This is a genomic window from Nitrospinota bacterium, assembly GCA_016217735.1.
GTDB lineage: Bacteria > Nitrospinota_A > UBA7883 > JACRGQ01 > JACRGQ01 > JACRGQ01.
Genome location: JACRGQ010000053.1, coordinates 17,668 through 38,795 on the forward strand (window position 1 = coordinate 17,668; position 21,128 = coordinate 38,795).

The window sequence follows — 21,128 nt, forward strand, 5'->3', positions numbered from 1 at the left end:
ATGCCCCCACTGTTGAAGGAAACCGGTAAAAAACCGGCAAAGTACCTCTGGGGATGCGGCGGCCTGATGGCCGTTTTTCTCGTGGGCGGGCTGCTGATGCTGGCGTACTGGCTCTCCCCGGGCCATCTGGTGACCATGCTCAACGACGGCAATCCGGCAAAAAAGCGGTGGGCGGCCGATACGCTCATCGGCAAAGGAGCGGGTGCTGGCGCAACGGTGCTTGACGCGGCCGCCGACCCGTCGCTTGATCCGGAACTGCGCCGGATGGCTGTCTTCATCCTGGGCGAGATGCATTACACCGCTGCGGAACCGCGGCTCATCGCGCTGATGAAGGGGGGCGACGCGGTGTTGGGCGGACAGGCGGCCTTCGCGCTGGGGCGCATGGGGGATGACGCCGCGTTGCCGGAACTGTTAGGCGCGTATGACGGAGCGCCGAAAGGGCTCAAACTGAGAATACTGGCGGCGCTGGGTGAATTGGGAAATATGGGCGGCGCGGAGCTCTTGAAAAAAGAGGCGGCGCGCGCCGATGACGGCCTCATCCAGGACACCGCGCATCAGGCTGTGCTGAAGATGAAGGAAAAACACCCGGACTGCTGCGGCTGACGGCAATGATGATAATTTCGGATATCGATTACCATTTCGTCCTGCCGCTCAGCATTGACGAGTTCTTCACCGCCAAAATGAAGAGCGACCTTGCCCTCATCATTCCCGACGTGCTGCTGCAATACCGCGCGGGGGTGAAGCGGCTCGACGTGGCGAAAAACCGGATTTACCTGCACGTCAGCGCGCCGCCGGATCAGCCGCCGAAAAAGATCGCCGAAGACATGATGTGGGAAACATCGTTGCGGCTGATCCGGGTGAACAACGAACTCAAAGGATTTGTCAGCGTGTTCGATGGCCGCATGTTCATCAAAACCGGCGCGAAGCCGACGAAAAAGCAGGTTAATGATTTTGTAACGCTTAGTAACACAGGCATTTAACCGTGTGACACTGACGATTTTTTATTCCGTTTTTCCCCATTGCTGATATACTATAAAAAAATTAAAAGGGGTGGTCATGAGCAATAAAAAAATGGTTGACCAAGGGCAAATCCGGGCATTTCTTGGCGATGGCACCGAGTTTGAAGGGCTGTTGAGTTTCGACGGCACGGTTCGCATTGACGGCCGGTTCAAAGGGGAAATACAGACCAACGACACCCTCATCATCGGCGAAAGCGGCCATATCGAGGCCGAAGTGAAGGCTGGCTACTGCATCATCATGGGCAGCATGGTGGGGAACGTCAGGGCGGCCGGCAAGGTGGAAATCGCCAACACCGGCAAAATCACCGGCAATATTTTCACCCCCGCGCTCACCGTACAGGAGGGGGGCGTGATCGAGGGGAGTATTTCCATGAAGAAGGAAGCCGATCAGCCCCACAAGGCGGTACCCCCGCGAGATGTGGCCTCCAAACCGGCCGTGGCGGATCAACGCCCGCACTAATTGTTGTTCTTTTTGGATTGATAAAGGCTGGCATCCGCCGGCCTTTTTTATTTTGTCTCCGTACCATTTGCGCGGCATACTGGTGGCAGTCCTTGAGCGCCCGTAGCTCAAAGGATAGAGCGACTGACTTCGGATCAGTAGGTTGGGGGTTCGAGTCCCTCCGGGCGCACCAATAAATAACCGGTTCATTCTTGAACCGGTTATTTATTGGTTTGTTCACGGGACTCGAAGCGAACGAGCGGCCCGACCGGAGAGGGAGGGCATTTTGCACGTGATGTGCAAAATAGCGAGTGAGGCGGGCCGTGCAAGCCGGAGCGTGATGCGACGGCGCGTGTGGCCGAGTCCCTCCGGGCGCGCCATTCATGATTGGCGGTGATGTCAATATGGGCCATCTTGACTTTTGGGTAGTGGGTCAGTTTGAATTATCCCGTTTTTTTCCTCCCCTTGCAGTGCAAGGGGAGGTGCAGGAGGGGTTAAAAACCTCCCCTGTATCCCCTCCTTGCAAAGGAGGGGACTACTCTGTTACCAAGTTAATTTCAAACTGACCCACTACCGACTTTTGTCATCCATTCCGCGTTTTCCGCTTGTTCTGATAGAATAAACCGGTGGAGAGGCTTGAGAATTCCGACATTAAAAAAGTCATCTGGGTTCTGTTCGCCGTCTGGACCGCCGGCATCGGCCTCGCGCTTGCCGCGGAATTCCAGCATCACCTTAACGCCGCGCGCGAGTTGGCCCGCGCCGAGGTGAGGACGCAGTACGACTGGATGGTCACTCTCCGCTCGTGGCTTGCCTCGCATGGCGGCGTCTACGTGCCGATGACGGAGCGGACACCATCAAACCCCTGGCTGGACGTGCCGGAGAAGAACATCCGGACGCCATCGGGAAAGAAGCTGACGCTGATGAACCCCGCTTACGTAACCCGCCAGATATACGCCGAGTTCTACGATAAAATAGGGATGAAAGGGCATCTCACCAGCCTCATGCCGCTCAACCCGAACAACGGGCCGGACGAATGGGAACGCGCGGGGCTGGAGGAGTTTAAAAAAGGCTCCATCGAAAAATTCGAGTTCGCCGACATCGGCGGCATACAGCACCTGCGCCTCATGCGCCCGCTTTTCGTGGAAAAATCCTGCGTCCCGTGCCACGAGAAACAGGGGTACAAGCTGGGGGATATCAGGGGAGGCCTGAGCCTTTCCGTGCCGGCGGAAAAATTTTTCGTGCAAGCGCGGGAAGGGATACGGAACAGCCTGTTGACCTATGCCGCCATCTGGCTGGCCGGGGCGGCGGCGCTTTACCTATTCTCGCTGCAGATGCTCAAAGGCGCGCGCGAGCGGATGCTCATGCAAAATGAAAACACGCGGCTGGCGGGCGCGGTGATGCACGCCGCCGACGCGGTTGTCATCACCGACGCCGAAGGGAACATCGAATACGCCAACCCGGCATTCGAGGAAGTAACCGGCTACCGCGTGGACGAAGTCCGCGGCAAGAATCCGCGCGTGCTTAAAAGCGGCCGCCATGACCGCGCGTTCTACGAAGATATGTGGCGGACCATCAAGGCGGGCCGGGTTTGGCGCGACAAGATCATCAACCGAAAGAAAGACGGCTCCCTCTACGATGAGGAAATGACCATATCGCCCATTGCGAACGCGGCCGGCGCGGTTGTGAACTTTGTCGCGGTGAAGCGCGACATTACCCGTGAGACCGCCCTGCAAAAATCCCGCGCTTATTTCACCGACATCACCGCGCACGAGCTCCGCACCCCGCTGGCGAAACTGCATCTGGCGGAAAACCTGCTCAAGCAGTTCGAGACCGCCAATCCTGGAGGGCAGTTGGGGGATGTGCGCGGCGCGCTGCTCGAATCAATGACATTGTTCGACCGGATCGTCAATGCCACCGCCCTGATTTCAGACATGACCCGGACCGGCGCCGAAAGGCCGTTCGTCAGGGATTTTATTTACTACGACATCTCGGCGGCGCTGGAAACCGCGCAGGCCAATATTGGGGACGCGCGGCGTAATATCAAGGTGGAGGCCGACATGGCCGGACTCCCGCGCCATGCCGTCGTGATGGGAAACCGCGGCATGATTCAGCAGGCGCTGGACGAAGTGCTTTCCAACGCCATTAAATTCACTCCGGATGGCAAAGCCATCCGCGTCCGGGCATATTCCGGCGGCGGTTCGATCCGCATCGAGGTGGCGGACGAAGGGAAGGGGATACCTGAAGACAAGCTGCGGGATGTGTTCACTCCCTACTTCTCCCTTGAAAACCCCCTAACCCACTCGACGGGCCGCTATAAATTCCGGGGCGGCGGGCTGGGGCTGGGGCTGACCATGGCCAAACTGATAATGGAATACCACAACGGCACACTGGTAATCGGCAACCGGCCCGACCGCGCGGGAACGCTGGTTGCGTTGAGTTTCCCCCTGGCTTCCGACGAGATGCCGCCAACGGCGGCGTAAGGGAAAAAGAGTTACGGGCCTTCGGCCGGTTTCACCATCTCGAGCGCCACCGCTATCGCCACGCCGTCCGGCTCGATGATGAATACCGCCTCGTTTGGCCGGTCTATTTTTTTGACTTTATACTTCTTGTCAAACCAAATAACGTACCCGCTTTTCTCGATGGCATCCATCTTCTCCTCGCGGTTTGTGCAGGCAACGGCAAAGACAAGAACTGTCAGCCCCGTGAAAAGCAGGCGGCGCGGCGGCGTTTTCCTTATAAATCCAAAAAAGATATTTAACATTAACTCAGTATCACACATTTTGCGGAAAAAATCCAATTGCAATAAACATCTCAAGTAGATAGAAACATTTCAACGTGTTGTTTGTAATTTTAAAATGTAACGTTAAGAACCTGAAAAAATACAAATATTTCTGTGCCGTTTGCCCGGAAACGGATATTATTGGCGGGGATGAAAAATGGGGTTGCGTAACCGATGATTGGCAAACAGGTTATTCTCGGCTTGATGATCGGCGTCTCCGCCACGGTGGCGGTGGTCGGCCTTGGCGTCGGTTATTTCGGACTGGGGAAGCCGCGCGGAGGAGAACGATCCCCCGCGCCAGCGGAAGTCCACGCGCCCGCTCCGTCCAAGGCGGCGACGATAACCCTGTCCGGCCAGTTCAAAAAAGACCTCGCCAAGCACCCCGTTTTCGTATTGGGTGATCGCCCCATACCCTTTGAGGCGGACGAAGAGGAGCAGAAATCGTTTCTCGCCGGAGGGACTGTCGAGATCGTTTCGCTTGATGGTGACGTGGTCGCGTCCGGCGATATCGCGGAGAACGGCACGTTTACCCTCAAAATCCCCCCTGCCCCCAAATATATCGTCCGCGCCAAAAACGATGTGGTGTCGGTCAGCTATGCGGTGATAACCGGCGGCCTTCCCGACATGAAACAAATCCCCGCCGCCCGGACGGATGCCCCGAAAAGCGGCGGAGCCGGCCACGGCGGGACGGCCGCGCACTGAATTTTCAGTTCCGCCGATTTTCGTCATGGGCGTGGGTTATCGGGGTACAATCCGGGTTTAATGAAGCGTCTTATCTGGCTTTTTCCGCCGCTCTGGCTTGCCGCCTGCGCCCCCGCGCCCCCGCCGCCGGATACGCTGGTGATCGGCGTCGAAACCGGCCCCGCCACCCTCGACCCGCGCCTTGCCTCCGATGCCGCCAGCGTCAACGCCTGCCGGCTGATATACGCCCCGCTTTTCCGGCGCGATGACCGGATGCGGCTTGTGCCGCAGGCGGCGGAAAAGCTGGAACGGAAGGATCCGCTCACCTATGTGGTAACGCTGCGCCGCGGCCTGCGGTTTCACACCGGCGCGCCGCTTACGGCGGAAGACGCGCGGTATACGCTCCTTTCCATCGTGGGCGAAAAATCGGCGTCGCCGCTGAAAAGCCCGCTTGGCGGGGTGGCGGCGGTGGACGCGCCCGATCCCTTCACCCTCGTCATTCGCCTCAAAAAGCCGTTCGCGCCGTTCGCCGCCGGCCTTACCTTCGGCATTGTGCCGCGCGGCGCGGGGGAAGAGCTGGCGCGCAACCCGGTTGGGGCGGGACCGTTCCGGTTTGTTTCGTACGAGCCGGGGGAGCGGCTGACGCTGGCGCGCAACCCGGATTACATGGATGGCGCGCCGCGCCTGGCGGGGGTTGTGCTGAAAATCGTGCCGGACGAAACGGTGCGGCTGCTGGAACTTAAAAAACACAACGTGCATCTGGTGATGAATCCGATCACCCCCGCCGTCCTCCCCTGGCTTGCCGCCCAGAAGGGCATTGCGGTTAACGATGCCCACGGCGCCAATGTTTCGTATCTCGGCTTCAATATGCGCGACCCCGCGCTGAAAAATCCGCTGGTGCGCCGCGCCATCGCCTACGCCATCGACCGCGGCGCGATTACCACGCGCCTCCTCAAGGGGCTGGCCGATACCACCGACACCCTCATCGCGCCGCCCAACCCCTACCACGCCGCGGAGCTTCCCCAATACCCGTATTCACCCGAAACGGCGAAGCGGCTGCTGGACGAAGCCGGCTATCCCGATCCCGGCAACGGTCATCCGCGTTTGACGCTTACTTTCAAGACATCCAAAAATCCCACCCGGCGCACACAGGCCGAAGTATTCGCCGAGAATCTGGCGCGGGTCGGCATCGCGCTGGAGATCAAGAGCATGGAGTGGGGCTCATTTTTCGGCGACATCAAGAACGGAAACTTTCAACTCTATTCGCTCACATGGGTAGGCATTGCCGACCCGGATATCCTCCATTTTATATTTCACTCGTCGTCGGTTCCCCCGGTGGGCGCCAACCGGGGGGGCTATGCCAACGCGGCGCTTGACCGGTTATTGGAAGATGGGCGGGCCGCCACGGATGAAACGGCGCGCAAGCGCGTTTATGATGAAGCCCAGCGGCTGCTTGCCGAAGAGCTGCCGTTTGTGGCGCTGTGGACCGGACGCAACGTGGCGGCAATGGATAAGCGGTTAAATGGTTTTGTCATCTATCCGGATGAAAGCCTCGATTCGCTGGCCACAGCGTGGCTAGCCGCCGCGTGGCTGGAAAAGGGAAAGTAGGATGCAACGGTATATGACATCGCGGCTGGCAATGCTCCTGCCAACGTTGTTTGGCGTGGTGACCGCCGTTTTCCTCGTCATCCACCTTATTCCCGGCGACCCGGTGGAGGCAATGCTGGGGGAGTCGGCGATGGCGGCGGAGAAAGAGGCGCTGCGGCAAGAGTTGGGGCTGGATCGCCCGCTTCTTACGCAGTACGGCGGCTATCTCGCGGGGCTGGCGCGGGGCGATCTCGGCGCCAGCATCGCCACGCGGCGGCCGGTATTTGTTGAGATCGCGGCCCGCTGGCCCGCAACGCTGGAGCTGGCGGCGGCGGCGCTGCTGCTGGCGGCGTTGACCGCCGTTCCGCTTGGCGTATTGGCGGCGGCGCGGCGCGGCGGCGCGCTGGATAACGCGACTCTTTTCTTTTCCCTCATCGGCGCGGCGGTGCCGGCGTTCTGGCTGGGGCCGCTGCTCATCATTGTTTTTTCCATCGGGCTGGCGTGGCTGCCGGTGTCGGGCCGCGATGGCGCCGCCAGCATCATCCTCCCGGCGGTGACATTGGGCGCGGGGATGGCCGCCATCCTGCTCCGGCTCACCCGGAGCGCGGTGCTGGAGGCGGCGGAGGATGACTACGTCCGCGCCGCGCGGGCGCGGGGCCTGCCGGAGTGGCGGGTTTACCTGAAGCACGCGCTGGGGAACGCGCTGTTGCCGGTGGTGACCATGATGGGCCTGCAGCTCGGCGCGCTTCTTTCCGGCGCGGTGATAACCGAGACCATCTTTTCGTGGCCCGGCGTGGGGCGGCTGATGATCGAGGCGATTGAGAAGCGCGACTATCCGCTGGTGCAGGGGTGCGTGCTGAACATCGCCCTCTGTTATGTTTTTGCCAACTTCGCCGTGGATATTCTCTACGCATGGCTCGACCCCCGGATACGGTTGGAACGGTGATGAAACTGAAAGCCGGGTTTTTCCTGCTGGCGTTTTTCGGGGCGGTTGCCGCCGCCGCGCCGCTGATCGCCCCATACAGCCCGTACGCGCAAGACCTGTTGCGCGGCCTCGACGCCCCCACCGCCGCGCACCCGATGGGGCTTGACCTGCTGGGACGCGATATATTGAGCCGCGTCATGTACGGCGCGCGGGTCTCATTCGCCGCCGGGTTCACGGTGATTGCCGTCAGCGGCCTCATCGGCGTGTTGATGGGCGGCATGGCCGCGGTATGGGGCGGGCGGACGGATATGCTGCTGATGCGCGTTGTCGACGTGGCGCAGGCGTTCCCCGGCATCCTTCTCGCCATCGCCGTGATGGCGGTGCTGGGGCCGGGCTTCGGCAACCTGCTCATCGCGCTCTGCCTCACCGGCTGGGCCGGTTTCGCGCGGCTGACGCGGGGGCAGATTCTATCGCTGCGCGAGCGGGAGTATGTGACGGCGGCGGTGGCGGCGGGGGCGGGAAAATGGCGCATCCTGACGCGCCACCTGCTGCCGAACGCCGCCGCGCCGCTGCTGGTGGAGGCCGCCTTCGGCGTGGCCTCGGTGATCGTGGCGGAAGCGGGCCTAAGCTTCCTCGGCCTCGGCGTGCAGCCCCCCGCGCCGAGTTGGGGCTCGATGCTGAACGAAGGACGCGCCTTCCTGCTGATCGCGCCGCGCCTCACCGTTTTTCCCGGCCTCTGCCTCATGCTGCTGGCGCTGGCGGTGACGCTGGTGGGGGACGCCCTGCGCGACCGCCTCGACGTGAAACGCCGCTAATCGTGATACGTTTGTGAGTCGGGAACCAGCGCATACCAAGAATAAACCGCTTGCTATATAATTTGAGACGGCAGGACTGCTTCCTTTTAATTTTTGCAACCTTTGCCTCTAAAGTTGCATCAAAAGAGTGACGCTTGTGAGAGTTTAGTGCATTACCAGGATTTGCTTTTATTAAATCTACAATTTGATATTTAATCTTTGATTCTAGCGGAGCATTCCAAACCTTGCCTGAATTTTTAAATAGAAAAAACAGTACGCGCTTGAAACAGGCAAAGATGTGAGGGAAATAACTGAGCAGTTAAAGGGGCTATTGAATGATCAATGAATTGCCTCAACCGGGAAAATAGGATGTCATGCCGGGCTTGACTTGGGAGCGGTGGAATAATCATGCGGCGGCGAAGCCTGCGGAAGGAAGAGCGGAGTATGTTTTCTTCCGCCCTGGAAATCCTCGAAAGAGGGCGCCAGCCGCGTACAGACCACCGCGGAAGCACCCTTCAAGGGGGCGGCACCCAGAAATATTTTCAAAGCTTTCCTCGTCGGCCTGAATGGCCGATGTACATGCTGAGAGCACGTACCCGCCGGGAAGGGGAAGAGTCGGCCCCTTTGCCCTGGCAGGGCAGGCAATCATGTCTGCCATTGGTGCATCAGCGCCAAACATGGTCGGCCCTGCGGGCCGATTGTGCGACATCCCCGCCCCTTGCATCTACCAGAAACAGGAGCCGCGCAAAATTCCCGGAGGCGCGGTTTTAGTGTATTCTGGGGGGCGATTGCAGGAAAGGAACCCGGATGAATAAAGCGTATTTGATGATCGGCCTCCACAACCACCAGCCGGTCGGCAACTTCGATCACGTCTTCAGCGAATCCTACGACCAGTGTTACCTCCCCACGCTGGAGACGCTGGAACGGTACCCGCACCTGAAAATTTCGCTGCACCACTCCGGGCCGCTCATCGAGTGGATAGAGCGCCACAAACCGGAATACATCAAGTGGATGCGCGGCATGGTGAAGCGCGGCCAGGTGGAAATCCTTTCCGGCGGCTTTTACGAGCCGATACTCTCCTCGCTGCCGGAGCGTGATGCCGTGGGGCAGCTGGAAATGATGAACCGCTGGGTGGAAAAAAACTTCGGCGTCCGCCCGCGCGGCGCGTGGATGGCCGAGCGGATATGGGATCCCTCGCTCCCCAAAATACTCGCCGCCGCCGGCATCGAATACACCCTGCTGGACGACACGCACTTTTTCTATGCCGGGCTGGGGCAAAAAGACATGTACGGCTACTGGGTCACCGAAAAACACGGCGACGCCGTGGCGGTGTTCCCCATCGACAAGGAACTGCGCTACGCCATCCCCTTCAAACAGCCGGAGGAGACGCTGGCCTATTTCCGCGCCACCGTCGCCGCGCAGGGCACCACGGCATTTGCCTATGGCGACGACGGCGAAAAATTCGGCGTCTGGCCCGAAACCCATGAATGGGTCTTCGGGAAAAAATGGCTTGAGCGTTTCCTCAATATGCTCACTGAAAACGCCGGTTTCGTGGAAACCGTCACCTATTCGCAATATTTGGACCGGTTCCCCCCCCGCGGCCGCATCTACCTGCCGATGGCCTCCTACGAAGAGATGATGCACTGGACGCTCCCCACGGAGGCCGCCATCGAGCACACAAAGCTCGTGCATCAAATCGAAGGGGAGGGGCGCAAGGAACAGTTCAAAAAATTCCTGCGCGGCGGATTGTGGGACAACTTTTTGGCCAAATACGCCGAGAGCAACCAGATGCACAAGCGGATGCTCTACGTCAGCAAACGGGTGGAAAAGGCGCTGGAAAAATCGAAGAAGGGGGGCGGCGCCATCACCGCGGCCCTGTACCGCGGGCAGTGCAACTGCCCCTACTGGCACGGACTTTTCGGCGGCCTCTACCTCAGCAACCTGCGCCACGCCGTTTATTCCAACCTCATAGACGCGGGCCGCGCCGCCGACGCCGCGCTGCACAAAGGGAAAGCGTGGGCCGAAGTGAACACCGGCGACTACCTGACGGAGATGCGCAAAGAGGTGGCGGTGGAGACCCCCGCCCTTTTCGCGCTCTTCACGCCCGCCGAGGGGGGCGCGCTGGCGGAGCTTGATTTCAAACCGGCGCTTTTTAATTTGAGCAACGTCATGGCGCGCCGCCCCGAGGAATACCACCAGAAAATACTGGATGCCGCCGGAAAATCCGCCGCGAAGAAAGACGAGATACTCTCCATCAACGACCGGGTGGTCATCAAGGAACCGGGGCTTGTGGAAAAACTGGTGTTTGACCGCCACCCGCGCTATTCGTTCATCGACCACATTCTCGCCGCCCCCGTCACGGCGGACGATTTGCGGGCGCAGAACTTCGTTGAAGCGGGCGATTTCGCCGGCCAGCCGTATGCGCTGGTTTCGGCCAAGACGAAGGGGCAAAACGCCGTGGTGGTGATGGAGCGCGAGGGGCAACTGTCGCGCGACGGCAAGGTGGCGCCGCTCAAGATACGCAAAACCGTCACGGTGGGCGGCAAGGATGCCGGAATCGCCTGCGCATATGAAATAACCAGCATGGGCGGGCAGGCCGCTGAATTTACCCTCGGCGTGGAATGGAACTTCACGCTGCTGGCCGCCGACGCGCTGGACCGCTACATCACCGTGAACAACGAAAAGTACCGGATGAATCACAAGGGGGAAAACGCCGCCGTGGAAAAGTGGTCCATGACCGACGAATACTTCCGTTTCACCACGGCCTTCGGGGCCGATGCGCCGGTATCGCTGCTCCGCTATCCCATAGAAACCGTCTCGCAATCGGAAGGGGGCTTTGAATCGACTTATCAGGGAATCTGTTTTACCGCGCTCGCGCCGCTGAAACTGGCGGGAGGCGAAACCGCGCGCCGCGCGTTTACCATTCATTGCAGGATGTGGAATGATTAAGCTTGATACCAGGGCGAAGGACTTCGCCAAAAAATTCACGCGGCTGACCGGCCGTTTCAGGGAGAGCGATCCCGCGATTGTCAAAGCCGCCGCCGCCATTGTGGATGACGTTCGCAAGAACGGCGACCGCGCGCTGTTCGCGTACACCAAAAAATTCGACCGGCTGGCGCTGACACCCAAAACGGTGAAAGTACCCGCCGCCGCCTTCAAAAAAGCCGAAAAGGAGATTTCCCACGGACTGAAAGAGGCGATATACCTCGCCGCCTCGAACATCGTGCATTTTCACGACCTGCAAAAAGAGGAGAGCTGGGCCGCGAAAACCGGCAGCTCGCGCATCGGCCAGCTCATCCGCCCGCTCAGGCGGGTGGGGCTGTATGTGCCGGGGGGCAAGGCGTCCTATCCCTCATCCGTGCTGATGAACGCCATCCCCGCGCTGGTCGCCGGCGTGGAGGAGATCGTCATCTGCTCCCCCGCGCCGGACGGCCAGATAAACCCGGCGGTGCTCTTTGCCGCCGACATCTGCGGCGTGCGGGAGTTTTATACCGTGGGCGGGGCGCAGGCGGTGGCCGCCATGGCCTTCGGCACCAAGACCATCAAGCGGGTGGATAAAATCGTCGGCCCCGGCAACGCCTTCGTGGCGGAGGCCAAGCGGTTGGTGTTCGGCCACGTCGACATCGACATGATCGCGGGTCCCAGCGAAATATGCATTGTGGCGGATGATACGGCCGACCCCGCCTGGTGCGCGGCCGATATCCTCTCGCAGGCGGAGCATGACGAGTTGGCCTGGCCGGTCTTCGTCTCCCCCTCGGCGAAGATGTGCGCCGCTGTGGATACGGAAGTGGCCCGCCAGGCCGAACTGCTGCCGCGCAAGGATATCGCGAAGAAATGCCTTAAAGGCCGGTTCCACATTATCAAAACCCGCTCGCTGGACGAAGCGCTTTCGCTGGCGAACGACGTGGCGGCGGAGCATCTCCAGCTTGCCTTCGACGGCGCGGCGGAACACCTGCATTCCATCCGCAACGCCGGGGCCGTTTTCGTGGGACACTACACCCCCGAAGTGCTGGGGGACTATATGGCCGGCCCCAACCATGTGCTCCCCACCGCCGGCTCCGCCCGCTTTTTCTCGCCGCTGGGGGTGTACGATTTTTTCAAGCGCTCCTCGCTGATCGAATACTCGGAAAAGGATTTTTCCGCCGTGGGGGAGATGGTGGCGCTCTTCGCGGACGCCGAAGGGCTTTCGGCCCACGCCCGCGCCGCCCGCATCCGCCTGGGGAAATGAGCGGCCGCGGCGGCGGCACTATAGCCGCGGCGATTACCCGGGACGTGGCGCCGGGAGGCAACTCCCGGCGGTACGAACAGCATCCCGATGCCGTACAATATCCCCATGCGAATAATTGAGAGGGTCTTGCGTTGAGCACAATACTGGTGGCCGACGACGAACGGAGCATGGTCGAAATGCTGGAGATCATGCTGACCGCCGAGGGGCATCAGGTGGTCACCGCGGGCGGCACGGACGAGGCGGCGCGGCGGCTGGGAGAGGACGCCATCGACCTCGTGATCTCCGACATGAAGATACCGAAAGACGGCGGCATCGCCGTGCTGCGCGCTTCGCTGCAAAAGGACCGTGACCGCCCGGTCATCATGCTCACCGCCTACGCCTCGGCCGAAAGCGCCGTGGAGGCGATGAAACTGGGGGCCTACGACTACATCACCAAGCCGTTCAACGTGGATGAACTGAAGCTGGTGGTGCGCAACGCGCTGGAGCGGCGCGGCCTCATCCTGGAAAACCTGAACCTGAAGAAGGAACTGCGCTCCCGCGGGGGGTTGGCGGAACTCATCGGCGGATCGGCGGCGCTGGCTAACGTGAAAAACCTCATCGCCCGCGTGGCGGAAAGCGCCAGCACGGTGTTAATCACCGGCGAGAGCGGCACCGGCAAAGAGTTGGCCGCCCGCGCCATCCATGCGCTCGGCCCCCGCGCGGCAAAACCGCTCCTTTCCATCAACTGCGGCGCCATGCCGGAGCAACTGCTGGAAAGCGAACTCTTCGGCCACAAAAAGGGGGCGTTCACCGGCGCGGTGACCGACAAGCCGGGGTTGCTGGAAGCGGCGCGGGGCGGCACCTTCTTTTTCGACGAAGTGGGGGAAATGCCGCTCTCCCTGCAGGTGAAGCTGGTGCGCGCCATCCAGGAACGCGAAATCCGGCGCGTGGGGGACGTGGCGAATATCAAGGTGGATGTCCGCTTCATCGCCGCCACCAACAAGGATTTGGCGGCGCTGGTGAAAGAGGGCCTGTTCCGCGAAGACCTCTTCTACCGCCTGAACGTGGTGAACATCGAAATGCCTCCGCTGCGCACGCGGCGCGAGGACATACCGGTGCTGGCGAAACATTTCCTCCAAAAATTCACCGCCGCCGGCGGACAGGGAATACAGGGCATCAGTCCCGAAGCGATGCGCCTGCTGGAGGAGTACGGCTGGCCGGGTAATGTGCGCGAGATGGAGAACGCAATCGAACGCGCCGTGGTGCTGGAGACCGGCAAATGGATTTCCGCCGAGAACCTCCCCGAAAGTTGCCGCGCCCCCTCACCCGGCGGGATGCGCATCACGCTCCCCCCCGGCGGCATCGATTTGGAGAAGAAAGTGGGAGAAATAGAAAAACAGATGGTCATTGGCGCCCTTGCCACGGCCGGCGGCTCGAAAAAAGAGGCGGCCCGGCTTTTGAATATGAACCTCCGCCAGTTTCGGTATAAACTTGTAAAATATGACATCAAATAGCCGTTTTGCCGGAATGTTCGCGGGAATGCTCGCGGTTTTTTTTCTCGTCCTCGCCGTGCCGCGCGCATCCGCGGAACCGCCCGCCCGCCCGCGCCAGCAACTGCCCAAGATGCCGTTGGGCGATCTGCTCAAAAAAGCGGACGAGGCGAAAAAAGCGGCCGACCGCGGCGCCGAGCTGGATGTCTGGCAGGCAATCGTGGAGCAGTACCCGAAAGACCCGCGCAGCGACGGCGCCTACTTTCATTTGGCCAACCACCACTTTGAAAACCGCAACTACGGCTACGCCAATGCCTACTACGGCGCCGTGGCGGATCAGTTCCCCAATTCGTCTTACGCAACCGAGGCGATGACCGGCCTGGGAGCCTCGCTTACCGCGCTGCGCCGCTACGACGAAGCCGGCTCGGCCCTGCAAGCCGCGCTGGCGAAGGCCTCCACGCCGCCGCAAAAAGGGGCCGCCCTTTACTATATCGGCGACAACCATCACCAGGCGGGCCGGGCCCAAAAAGCGGTGGAAGCCTTGGTGGAGTGCGTCAAACTCAATACCTCCCACCGCGAACCGGCCGACCGGAAAATAAAAGAAATCCTGCACGTCACCGCCAACGATACCGACCTGCTTGCCGTGGCGGAAAAATACGGCGCGGCCTATCCGGCGCAGTTTGCCCTCATGGAGCTTGCCCGCCACTACGGCAAGAAAAGCGACATCCTGAACCTGGAGAAGATCAAGGCGCGCCTTGAGCACGACTTCCCCGGCCTCGCGGCGCCGGCCGATATTTTTACCGTTGCCCCGCCGGCGCCCCCTCCGGCCGCCTCCGCGGCCGTTTCCGAGGCCGTTTCCGAGGCCGTCGATCACCTCACGGTCGGCGCCGTGCTGCCGCTTTCCGGCGATAATGCCGATATGGGCGCGCAAGCGTTGAAAGGGATACAACTGGCCATTTCCATGAAAAGCTCTTTGGTGGAGCGGGCGCATCTGAAACTCGTTATCAAGGATGCCGGCGGCAACCCGCAGGCGTCGGCAACCGCCATGCGCGAACTGGCCGCCGACAACGCCGTGACCGGGGTGGTGGGGCTTTTCTCCCCGGCCACGCTGGACGCCGCGCTTGCCGAATCGCACCGGTTCGCCCTGCCGGTGCTTTCCGTCTCCAACGACGACGCCACCGACCTGGCCCCGGATCAGAAACGCTTTTTTTACCAGATGGGATCGACCCCGCGGGACCAGGCCCGGTTCATCGCCGATTACGCCCTCCGCTCCCTCAACCTCAAAACCTTCGCGATGATCTACCCGTCCGGCAAGAAGGGCGAGGAAATGCGGGCGGCGTTCATCAGCGCGGTGGAGGCTGACGGCGGCACGATGCTGGAAAGCCGCCCCTACGAACGCAGCCAGACCGATTTCCGCGCCCAACTCGAAGGAATCGGCGGCCTCGACGACAACGCCCTGCGCAAGCTGATTTTCAGTTATGTGCAGGAGAACATCGATAAATCGCTGGACAGCCTCAACGACGGCTTGCGGATACTGTATCAAGGCGCGCTTTCCTATCCCATCATCACCAAGGTGAAAAGCCTGCCGATAACCCGCACCAATTTCTCCTTCGCGCTGAAAACCGCCTACGAAGCGGTCTTCATCGCCGGAAATTATGAGCAGGTCGGGCTCATCCTGCCGGCGCTTTCTTTCTATAACATCACGCAAGTGCGGGTGCTGGGTACCGACAGTTATCTGCACCCCAGCTTCATCTCCATCGCCGGGAAATACGCCGAAGACGCTGTATTCCCCGGCGAATTCGCCCCTTCCATCAAGCGCCCGGATGTGAAAAATTTCGTGGAAACATACGACTCGGCGTTGGGGGGAATGCCGGACGCCGTAACGGCGCGCTACTACGACGCGATGATGTTGCTGCTCTCGCTCATTGAAAGCGGGAATGATTCCAAGAGCAAGGTGACCGCCGCGCTCGACGCATTGCCGTACTACAGCGGCGTCAGCGGCGGGGTATACGCCACCTCCGGCGGAGTCTTGGAGAAAATCCCCTCCATCTTCACAATCAAAAACGGCGCGGTGACGGAACTCCAGCCCCCCGCACCCCCGGTGAAACAACAACCATGACCATATACGAATTGCTGGACGAAGTTCTGCGGGAGGCTGTTCCGGTATGAGACGTGATGCCGACTGGCTGCTCGACATTCTTGAAGCCAGGGCAAACAGGTGAAAGAGACGCGGATTATCGGGCCGGAGGGGGAAGACCCGTCCGTCGAAAAAACGCTCCGCCCCCGCAAGCTGGACGAATATGTGGGGCAGGAAATGATAAAGGAAAACCTCCGCATCTTCGTGCAGGCGGCGAAGCAGCGCGGCGAAGCGCTGGATCACGTCCTCTTCTACGGCCCGCCGGGACTGGGCAAAACCACGCTGGCCCACATCATCGCGCAGGAACTCGGCGTGCAGATACGCGCCACCAGCGGCCCGGTCATCGAGCGCGCGGGCGACCTCGCCGCCATTCTCACAAATCTTTCCGAGGGGGAAATCCTGTTCATTGACGAAATACACCGCCTGAGTCCCGCCGTGGAAGAGATACTCTACCCGGCGATGGAGGACGGCAACATCGATCTCATGATCGGGCAAGGCCCTTCGGCCCGTTCGGTGAAGCTGGACATACCGCCGTTCACCTTGGTGGGGGCAACTACCCGCGCGGGGCTGCTCACCTCGCCGCTGCGCGACAGGTTCGGCATCATCCACCGGCTGGAGTTTTACACGGATGCCGAGCTGGCCGCCATCGTCCGGCGTTCATCGAACATCCTCAACGTGGCGATCACCGATGACGGCGCGGGGGAAATCGCCCGCCGCTCGCGCGGCACGCCGCGCATCGCCAACCGCCTGTTGCGGCGCGTGCGCGATTACGCGCAGGTGAAGGGGAACGGCAACATTGATTCAACGACGGCCGATGCGGCGCTCAAAATGATAGAGGTGGACGAGAAGGGATTCGACCGGATGGACCGGCTGCTCCTGTTGACCATCATCGAAAAATTCGGCGGCGGACCGGTGGGCCTCGATACGCTTGCCGCCGCCATCAACGAAGAAAAAGAGACCATTGAGGACGTGCTGGAGCCGTACCTGCTGCAGAACGGCTACATCCAGCGGACGCCGCGCGGCCGGGTGGCCAGCGCCGCCGCCTACCGGCATTTTTCCCTCACGCCCCCATCCGGCCAGGAAGCCCTTTTTTAACCCGCAGGGGCGGGTTTTGTACGGGCGGGTTTGAAACCCGCCCCTACCGCAGCAGGGCCAGAATGGTGGAACCGGCTTGCACCTTGTCCCCCACTTTCACCTTGATTTCGGCGCTGGAGGGAACGGTAACGTCCATCCGGCTGCCGAAGCGCATGAGGCCGTAGCGTTCCCCTTTCACCGCATCCTGTCCCAACCGGGCATGGCAAACGATGCGGCGGGCGATAAGCCCAACGATCTGTTTCACCCCCACCCGGCCATACGGCGAATCGATCACCAATACCACCTGCGCGTTATCCTCGGAAGCGAGATGGTTGAACGCGGCGAGAAATTTCCCTTCGCGGGCTTCCCGCTTGATTATCTTGCCCGAAACCGGGAAGCGGTTGACATGCACGTTGAACACCGAAAGGAAGATGGAAACGCGGGTGCGCTTCTCCCCCGTTTCGGGATCGAACCAGTCGGTGTCGATCTTATGCAGCAGGCCGTCGGCCGGCGAGACCACCGCATTCGGCTCCGCCGGTATCACCCGCTCCGGGTCGCGGAAGAAAAAGAGAATGAACGCCGCCATTATCAAGGCGGCGCTTCCCATGACAGGCATTCTCCCCAAAAAAAAGCCAACGGCAATGCCGGCAACGGGAATAAAGAACATCCATGCGTCCGATGCTATTTTCATCACCCGTTCAGTCCTGGATCTTCTTGCCAACCCAGGGCATCATGGAACGCAGGTTTTCGCCCACCTTTTCGATGAGGTGGTCGGCGTCTTTTTTCACCAATGCGTTGAACATCGGGCGGCCGACGCGGTTTTCCAGTATGAACTCGCGGGCAAATTCGCCGCGCTGGATTTCGGAGAGGATTTTTTTCATCTCCTTGCGGGTCTCGGCGTTCACCACGCGCGGGCCGCGGGTCACGTCGCCGTAGCGGGCGGTGTCGGAGACGGAGTAGCGCATATTGGCGATTCCCCCTTCGAACATGAGGTCGACGATCAGCTTAAGCTCGTGGAGACATTCGAAGTAGGCCACTTCGGGCTGGTAGCCCGCTTCCACCAGCGTATCGAAACCGGCGCGGACCAGTTCGGACGCCCCGCCGCACAGTACCGCCTGTTCGCCGAAGAGATCGGTTTCGGTTTCTTCCTTGAACGTGGTCTCGATGATGCCGGCGCGCGCGCCGCCGATGCCGCGCGCGTAGGCCAGCCCCACATTCATCGCGTCGCCGGTGGCGTTTTGGTACACGGCGATGAGGCACGGCACGCCCCCCCCCTGCTGGTACTGGCGGCGGACCAGGTGGCCCGGCCCCTTGGGGGCGACCATGAAGACGTCGATATCCGCCGGCGGCACGATCTGGCTGAAGTGAATGTTGAAGCCGTGGGCGAAGGCCAGCGCCGCGCCCGCCTTCATGTTCGGGCGCACCTCTTCGTGATACAGGCCGGCGGCCACGTGATCCGGCACCAGCATCATGATTACCTGCGCGGCCTTGGCGGCCTCGGCGACGGTTTTCACTTCGAGGCCGTCGCGCTTCGCCAGCGCTTCAAAGCGGCTGCCGGGGCGCAGACCGACCACCACTTTCACGCCGCTCTCCTTGAGGTTCAGCGCGTGCGCATGCCCCTGCGATCCGTAGCCAATAACCGCCACGGTCTTTTTGGCGATATATTTGAGGTCGGTGTCTTTTTCGTAGTACATCTTCGCGGCCATTAACAATTCTCCTTGGTTAAAAATGCGTGTCGTTGTTTCTTTTTATTCCTGAATCCGTCAGCCGCCACTTTTCGGCTTTTTGGCTTTGGGCGCCGATGCGCCCGTCCCGCGCGGGAGGGCGATTTTGCCGCTGCGGGCCATCTCCTGCATCCCCAGCGGGCGGACCATCTCGATAAAGGCTTCGATTTTGCGGTCGCCGCCCGATATCTCCACGGTGTAACTCTTCGCCGAAACATCGACGATCTTCCCGCGGAATATCTCCACCATGCGGAGTATCTCCGCGCGGTTTTTTTCCTCCGCGTTCAGCTTCACCAACAGCAGTTCGCGCTCCACATGCTCCTCGGCGGTGACATCCACCACCTTGATCACGTCTATCAGCTTGTTGAGCTGCTTGTTGATCTGTTCGATGATCCGGTCCTCGCCGCGCGTGACGATGGTCATGCGCGAGACCGCCGCATCCTCCGTTTCGGCCACGGTGAGCGATTCGATGTTGAAGCCGCGGCCGGAGAACAGCCCCGCCACGCGGGCCAGCACGCCGAACCGGTTTTCCACAAGCACGGAAATGGTGTGTTTCATGGCATGGCCTCCTTCACAGCAACATCATTTCTTTTACGGTGCCGCCCGCGGGAACCATCGGAAACACTTTTTCCTCTTTTTCCACGACGAAGTCCATCAGCACCGGCTTGTTGATCCGGTACGCCTCTTCCAGCGCGGGGCGCACGTCGGCTTCCTTCGTGATGCGCATCCCCACCGCGCCGTACGCCTCGGCCAGCTTCACAAAGTCCGGATTCATCTGGAATTCGCTGCTCGAATAGCGTTTGCCGTGGAACAACTCCTGCCATTGATGCACCATGCCCAGCACGCCATTGTTCAGGATGACGGTCTTTACGGGCAAGCTGTATTGCACCGCCGTGATCATCTCCTGAATGTTCATCTGAATCGAACCGTCGCCGGCGATATTCACCACCAGCCGGCCCGGAAACGCCGCCTGCGCGCCAATGGCGGCGGGCAAGCCGTAACCCATCGTGCCCAGCCCGCCGGAAGAGAGGAACGTCCGCGGCCCATCAAACTGGAGGAATTGCGCCGCCCACATCTGGGCCTGCCCCACCTCGGTGGTCCAGATCGGGTCGCGGCCTTTCGCCGCCTCCCACGCCTGTTCCACCACGAACTGCGGCTTGATGATTCCCGTTTCGCTTTTTCCGTAGCGCAGCGGATAGAGCGATTTCCACTCCTCCAACCGCGTGAGCCAGGGGCGGTGCTTGTCGTCCCAGTCAATGGCATCCTTCTCCGCCAGCGCGTTAAGCTTTTTCATCACGTCCAGCAGGTCGGCCACCACCGGAATGTGCGCCGTCACGTTCTTGCTGATGGAGGTCGGATCGATGTCCACATGGATGACCGTGCAGTTTTTGGCGAAGGCGTCCAGCCGCCCGGTCACCCGGTCGTCAAACCGCGCGCCGAGGCAGACCATCACATCGCACTCGTGCATCGCCATGTTGGCCGCGTAGGTGCCGTGCATGCCAAGCATTCCCAAAAAGAGATCATCGCGCGTGGGATACGCCCCCATCGCCATCAGCGTGGTGGTCACCGGCATCCGGGTTTTTTTGGCGAACTTCGCCAGTTCGGCGCTGGCGTTGGCCAAAATCATGCCGCCGCCGATGTAGAGCACCGGCTGTTTGGCCTGCTTCATCGCCTCGAAAGCGCGTTTCACCTGCGCCGGGTGTCCCTCCACGGTGGGATTGTAGCTGCGCAACGAGACCGTCTTCGGATATTCGAATTCCGCCGCGGCGTTGAGCACGTCCTTGGGGAGGTCGATCAGCACCGGGCCGGGCTTGCCGGTGGTGGCGATGTAAAACGCCTCCTTGATGGTCCGCGCCAGGTCGTTCACGTCGCGCACCAAATAGCTGTGCTTGGTGCAGGGACGGGTGATCCCCACGATATCGGCTTCCTGGAAGGCGTCGTTGCCGATCAGCCCCACCGGCACCTGGCCGGTAAGAATCACCATCGGAATGGAATCCATATACGCCGTGGCGATGCCGGTTACCGTGTTGGTGGCGCCGGGGCCGCTGGTGACCAGCGCCACGCCGCAACGGCCGGTGGCGCGGGCATAGCCGTCGGCCATGTGCGCCGCACCCTGCTCGTGCCGCACCAGAATGTGCTTCAGTTTCGCGCCGTAGAGCGCGTCGTAGAGCGGCAACACCGCCCCGCCCGGAAAGCCGAAAATGGTATCCACCCCTTCGGCGATAAGGCTTTCCACAACAATTTGCGCGCCTTTAAGTTTCATATCATTACC

The 21,128-nt window shown here is 60.9% G+C and carries 18 protein-coding genes and 1 tRNA gene; 14 read left to right on the forward strand and 5 right to left on the reverse strand.

All coding sequences use genetic code 11. From position 1 onward, the window contains the following. The 5 genes from HZA03_08915 to HZA03_08935 all read left to right on the forward strand — a co-directional run bounded on the left by HZA03_08915 (nt 1) and on the right by HZA03_08935 (nt 3,938). Nucleotides 1–603, forward strand: coding sequence for a HEAT repeat domain-containing protein (locus HZA03_08915; GenBank protein ID MBI5638075.1), 603 nt, complete (start codon nt 1–3; stop codon nt 601–603). A gap of 5 nt (nt 604–608) precedes the next feature. After that, nucleotides 609–980, forward strand: a complete 372-nt coding sequence (locus HZA03_08920; GenBank protein ID MBI5638076.1) for a hypothetical protein — start codon at nt 609–611, stop codon at nt 978–980. A gap of 76 nt (nt 981–1,056) precedes the next feature. After that, nucleotides 1,057–1,479, forward strand: coding sequence for a polymer-forming cytoskeletal protein (locus HZA03_08925; protein MBI5638077.1), 423 nt, complete (start codon nt 1,057–1,059; stop codon nt 1,477–1,479). 96 nt (nt 1,480–1,575) lie between these two features. Beyond that, nucleotides 1,576–1,651: transfer RNA gene (locus tag HZA03_08930), tRNA-Arg, on the forward strand. A 433-nt stretch (nt 1,652–2,084) separates the two neighbouring features. Then, nucleotides 2,085–3,938 (forward strand): DUF3365 domain-containing protein, encoded by a 1,854-nt coding sequence (locus tag HZA03_08935; GenBank protein MBI5638078.1) that lies wholly within the window; start codon nt 2,085–2,087, stop codon nt 3,936–3,938. An 11-nt stretch (nt 3,939–3,949) separates the two neighbouring features. On the opposite strand, the gene HZA03_08940 is transcribed toward HZA03_08935, so the two are convergent. Beyond that, the gene (locus HZA03_08940; protein ID MBI5638079.1) at nt 3,950–4,219 is read right to left on the reverse strand and encodes a hypothetical protein; all 270 of its coding nucleotides are present in this window, start codon (nt 4,217–4,219) and stop codon (nt 3,950–3,952) included. A 192-nt stretch (nt 4,220–4,411) separates the two neighbouring features. Here HZA03_08940 and HZA03_08945 point away from each other — a divergent pair, with 192 nt between their 5' ends. From HZA03_08945 to ruvB, 9 genes are all read left to right on the forward strand, one after another. Further along, entirely contained in the window at nt 4,412–4,939 is a 528-nt protein-coding gene (locus HZA03_08945; GenBank protein ID MBI5638080.1) for a hypothetical protein, read from the forward strand. A 60-nt stretch (nt 4,940–4,999) separates the two neighbouring features. Continuing rightward, the gene (locus HZA03_08950) at nt 5,000–6,526 is read left to right on the forward strand and encodes an ABC transporter substrate-binding protein (GenBank protein MBI5638081.1); all 1,527 of its coding nucleotides are present in this window, start codon (nt 5,000–5,002) and stop codon (nt 6,524–6,526) included. 1 nt (nt 6,527) lies between these two features. After that, on the forward strand, nt 6,528–7,451 hold the full coding sequence (locus HZA03_08955) for an ABC transporter permease (GenBank protein ID MBI5638082.1): 924 nt from the start codon (nt 6,528–6,530) through the stop codon (nt 7,449–7,451). Further along, the gene (locus HZA03_08960) at nt 7,418–8,245 is read left to right on the forward strand and encodes an ABC transporter permease (protein ID MBI5638083.1); all 828 of its coding nucleotides are present in this window, start codon (nt 7,418–7,420) and stop codon (nt 8,243–8,245) included. Before HZA03_08955 ends, HZA03_08960 begins: the two co-directional genes overlap by 34 nt. Nucleotides 8,246–9,031: 786 nt before the next feature. Then, nucleotides 9,032–11,173, forward strand: a complete 2,142-nt coding sequence (locus HZA03_08965; protein MBI5638084.1) for a DUF1926 domain-containing protein — start codon at nt 9,032–9,034, stop codon at nt 11,171–11,173. Next, nucleotides 11,166–12,452, forward strand: a complete 1,287-nt coding sequence (hisD, locus tag HZA03_08970) for a histidinol dehydrogenase (GenBank protein MBI5638085.1) — start codon at nt 11,166–11,168, stop codon at nt 12,450–12,452. The genes HZA03_08965 and hisD overlap by 8 nt, the downstream gene beginning before the upstream one ends. 131 nt (nt 12,453–12,583) lie before the next feature. Continuing rightward, nucleotides 12,584–13,945 carry a sigma-54-dependent Fis family transcriptional regulator gene (locus HZA03_08975; GenBank protein ID MBI5638086.1) on the forward strand — a complete coding sequence of 454 codons (1,362 nt, stop codon included), beginning with the start codon at nt 12,584–12,586 and terminating at the stop codon, nt 13,943–13,945. Next, nucleotides 13,932–16,040 (forward strand): ABC transporter substrate-binding protein, encoded by a 2,109-nt coding sequence (locus HZA03_08980; protein ID MBI5638087.1) that lies wholly within the window; start codon nt 13,932–13,934, stop codon nt 16,038–16,040. Before HZA03_08975 ends, HZA03_08980 begins: the two co-directional genes overlap by 14 nt. A gap of 99 nt (nt 16,041–16,139) precedes the next feature. Continuing rightward, on the forward strand, nt 16,140–17,153 hold the full coding sequence (gene ruvB / locus HZA03_08985; protein ID MBI5638088.1) for a Holliday junction branch migration DNA helicase RuvB: 1,014 nt from the start codon (nt 16,140–16,142) through the stop codon (nt 17,151–17,153). A 43-nt stretch (nt 17,154–17,196) separates the two neighbouring features. On the opposite strand, the gene HZA03_08990 is transcribed toward ruvB, so the two are convergent. Genes HZA03_08990 through ilvB form a run of 4 tightly spaced genes read right to left on the reverse strand, consistent with a single transcriptional unit; the run spans nt 17,197 to nt 21,119 of the window. Then, nucleotides 17,197–17,823 (reverse strand): phosphatidylserine decarboxylase, encoded by a 627-nt coding sequence (locus HZA03_08990; protein MBI5638089.1) that lies wholly within the window; start codon nt 17,821–17,823, stop codon nt 17,197–17,199. A gap of 7 nt (nt 17,824–17,830) precedes the next feature. Further along, nucleotides 17,831–18,838, reverse strand: coding sequence for a ketol-acid reductoisomerase (gene ilvC / locus HZA03_08995; GenBank protein ID MBI5638090.1), 1,008 nt, complete (start codon nt 18,836–18,838; stop codon nt 17,831–17,833). A 57-nt stretch (nt 18,839–18,895) separates the two neighbouring features. Beyond that, entirely contained in the window at nt 18,896–19,414 is a 519-nt protein-coding gene (gene ilvN / locus HZA03_09000; GenBank protein ID MBI5638091.1) for an acetolactate synthase small subunit, read from the reverse strand. 13 nt (nt 19,415–19,427) lie between these two features. Next, entirely contained in the window at nt 19,428–21,119 is a 1,692-nt protein-coding gene (gene ilvB, locus HZA03_09005; protein MBI5638092.1) for a biosynthetic-type acetolactate synthase large subunit, read from the reverse strand. Nucleotides 21,120–21,128 lie beyond the last annotated feature (9 nt).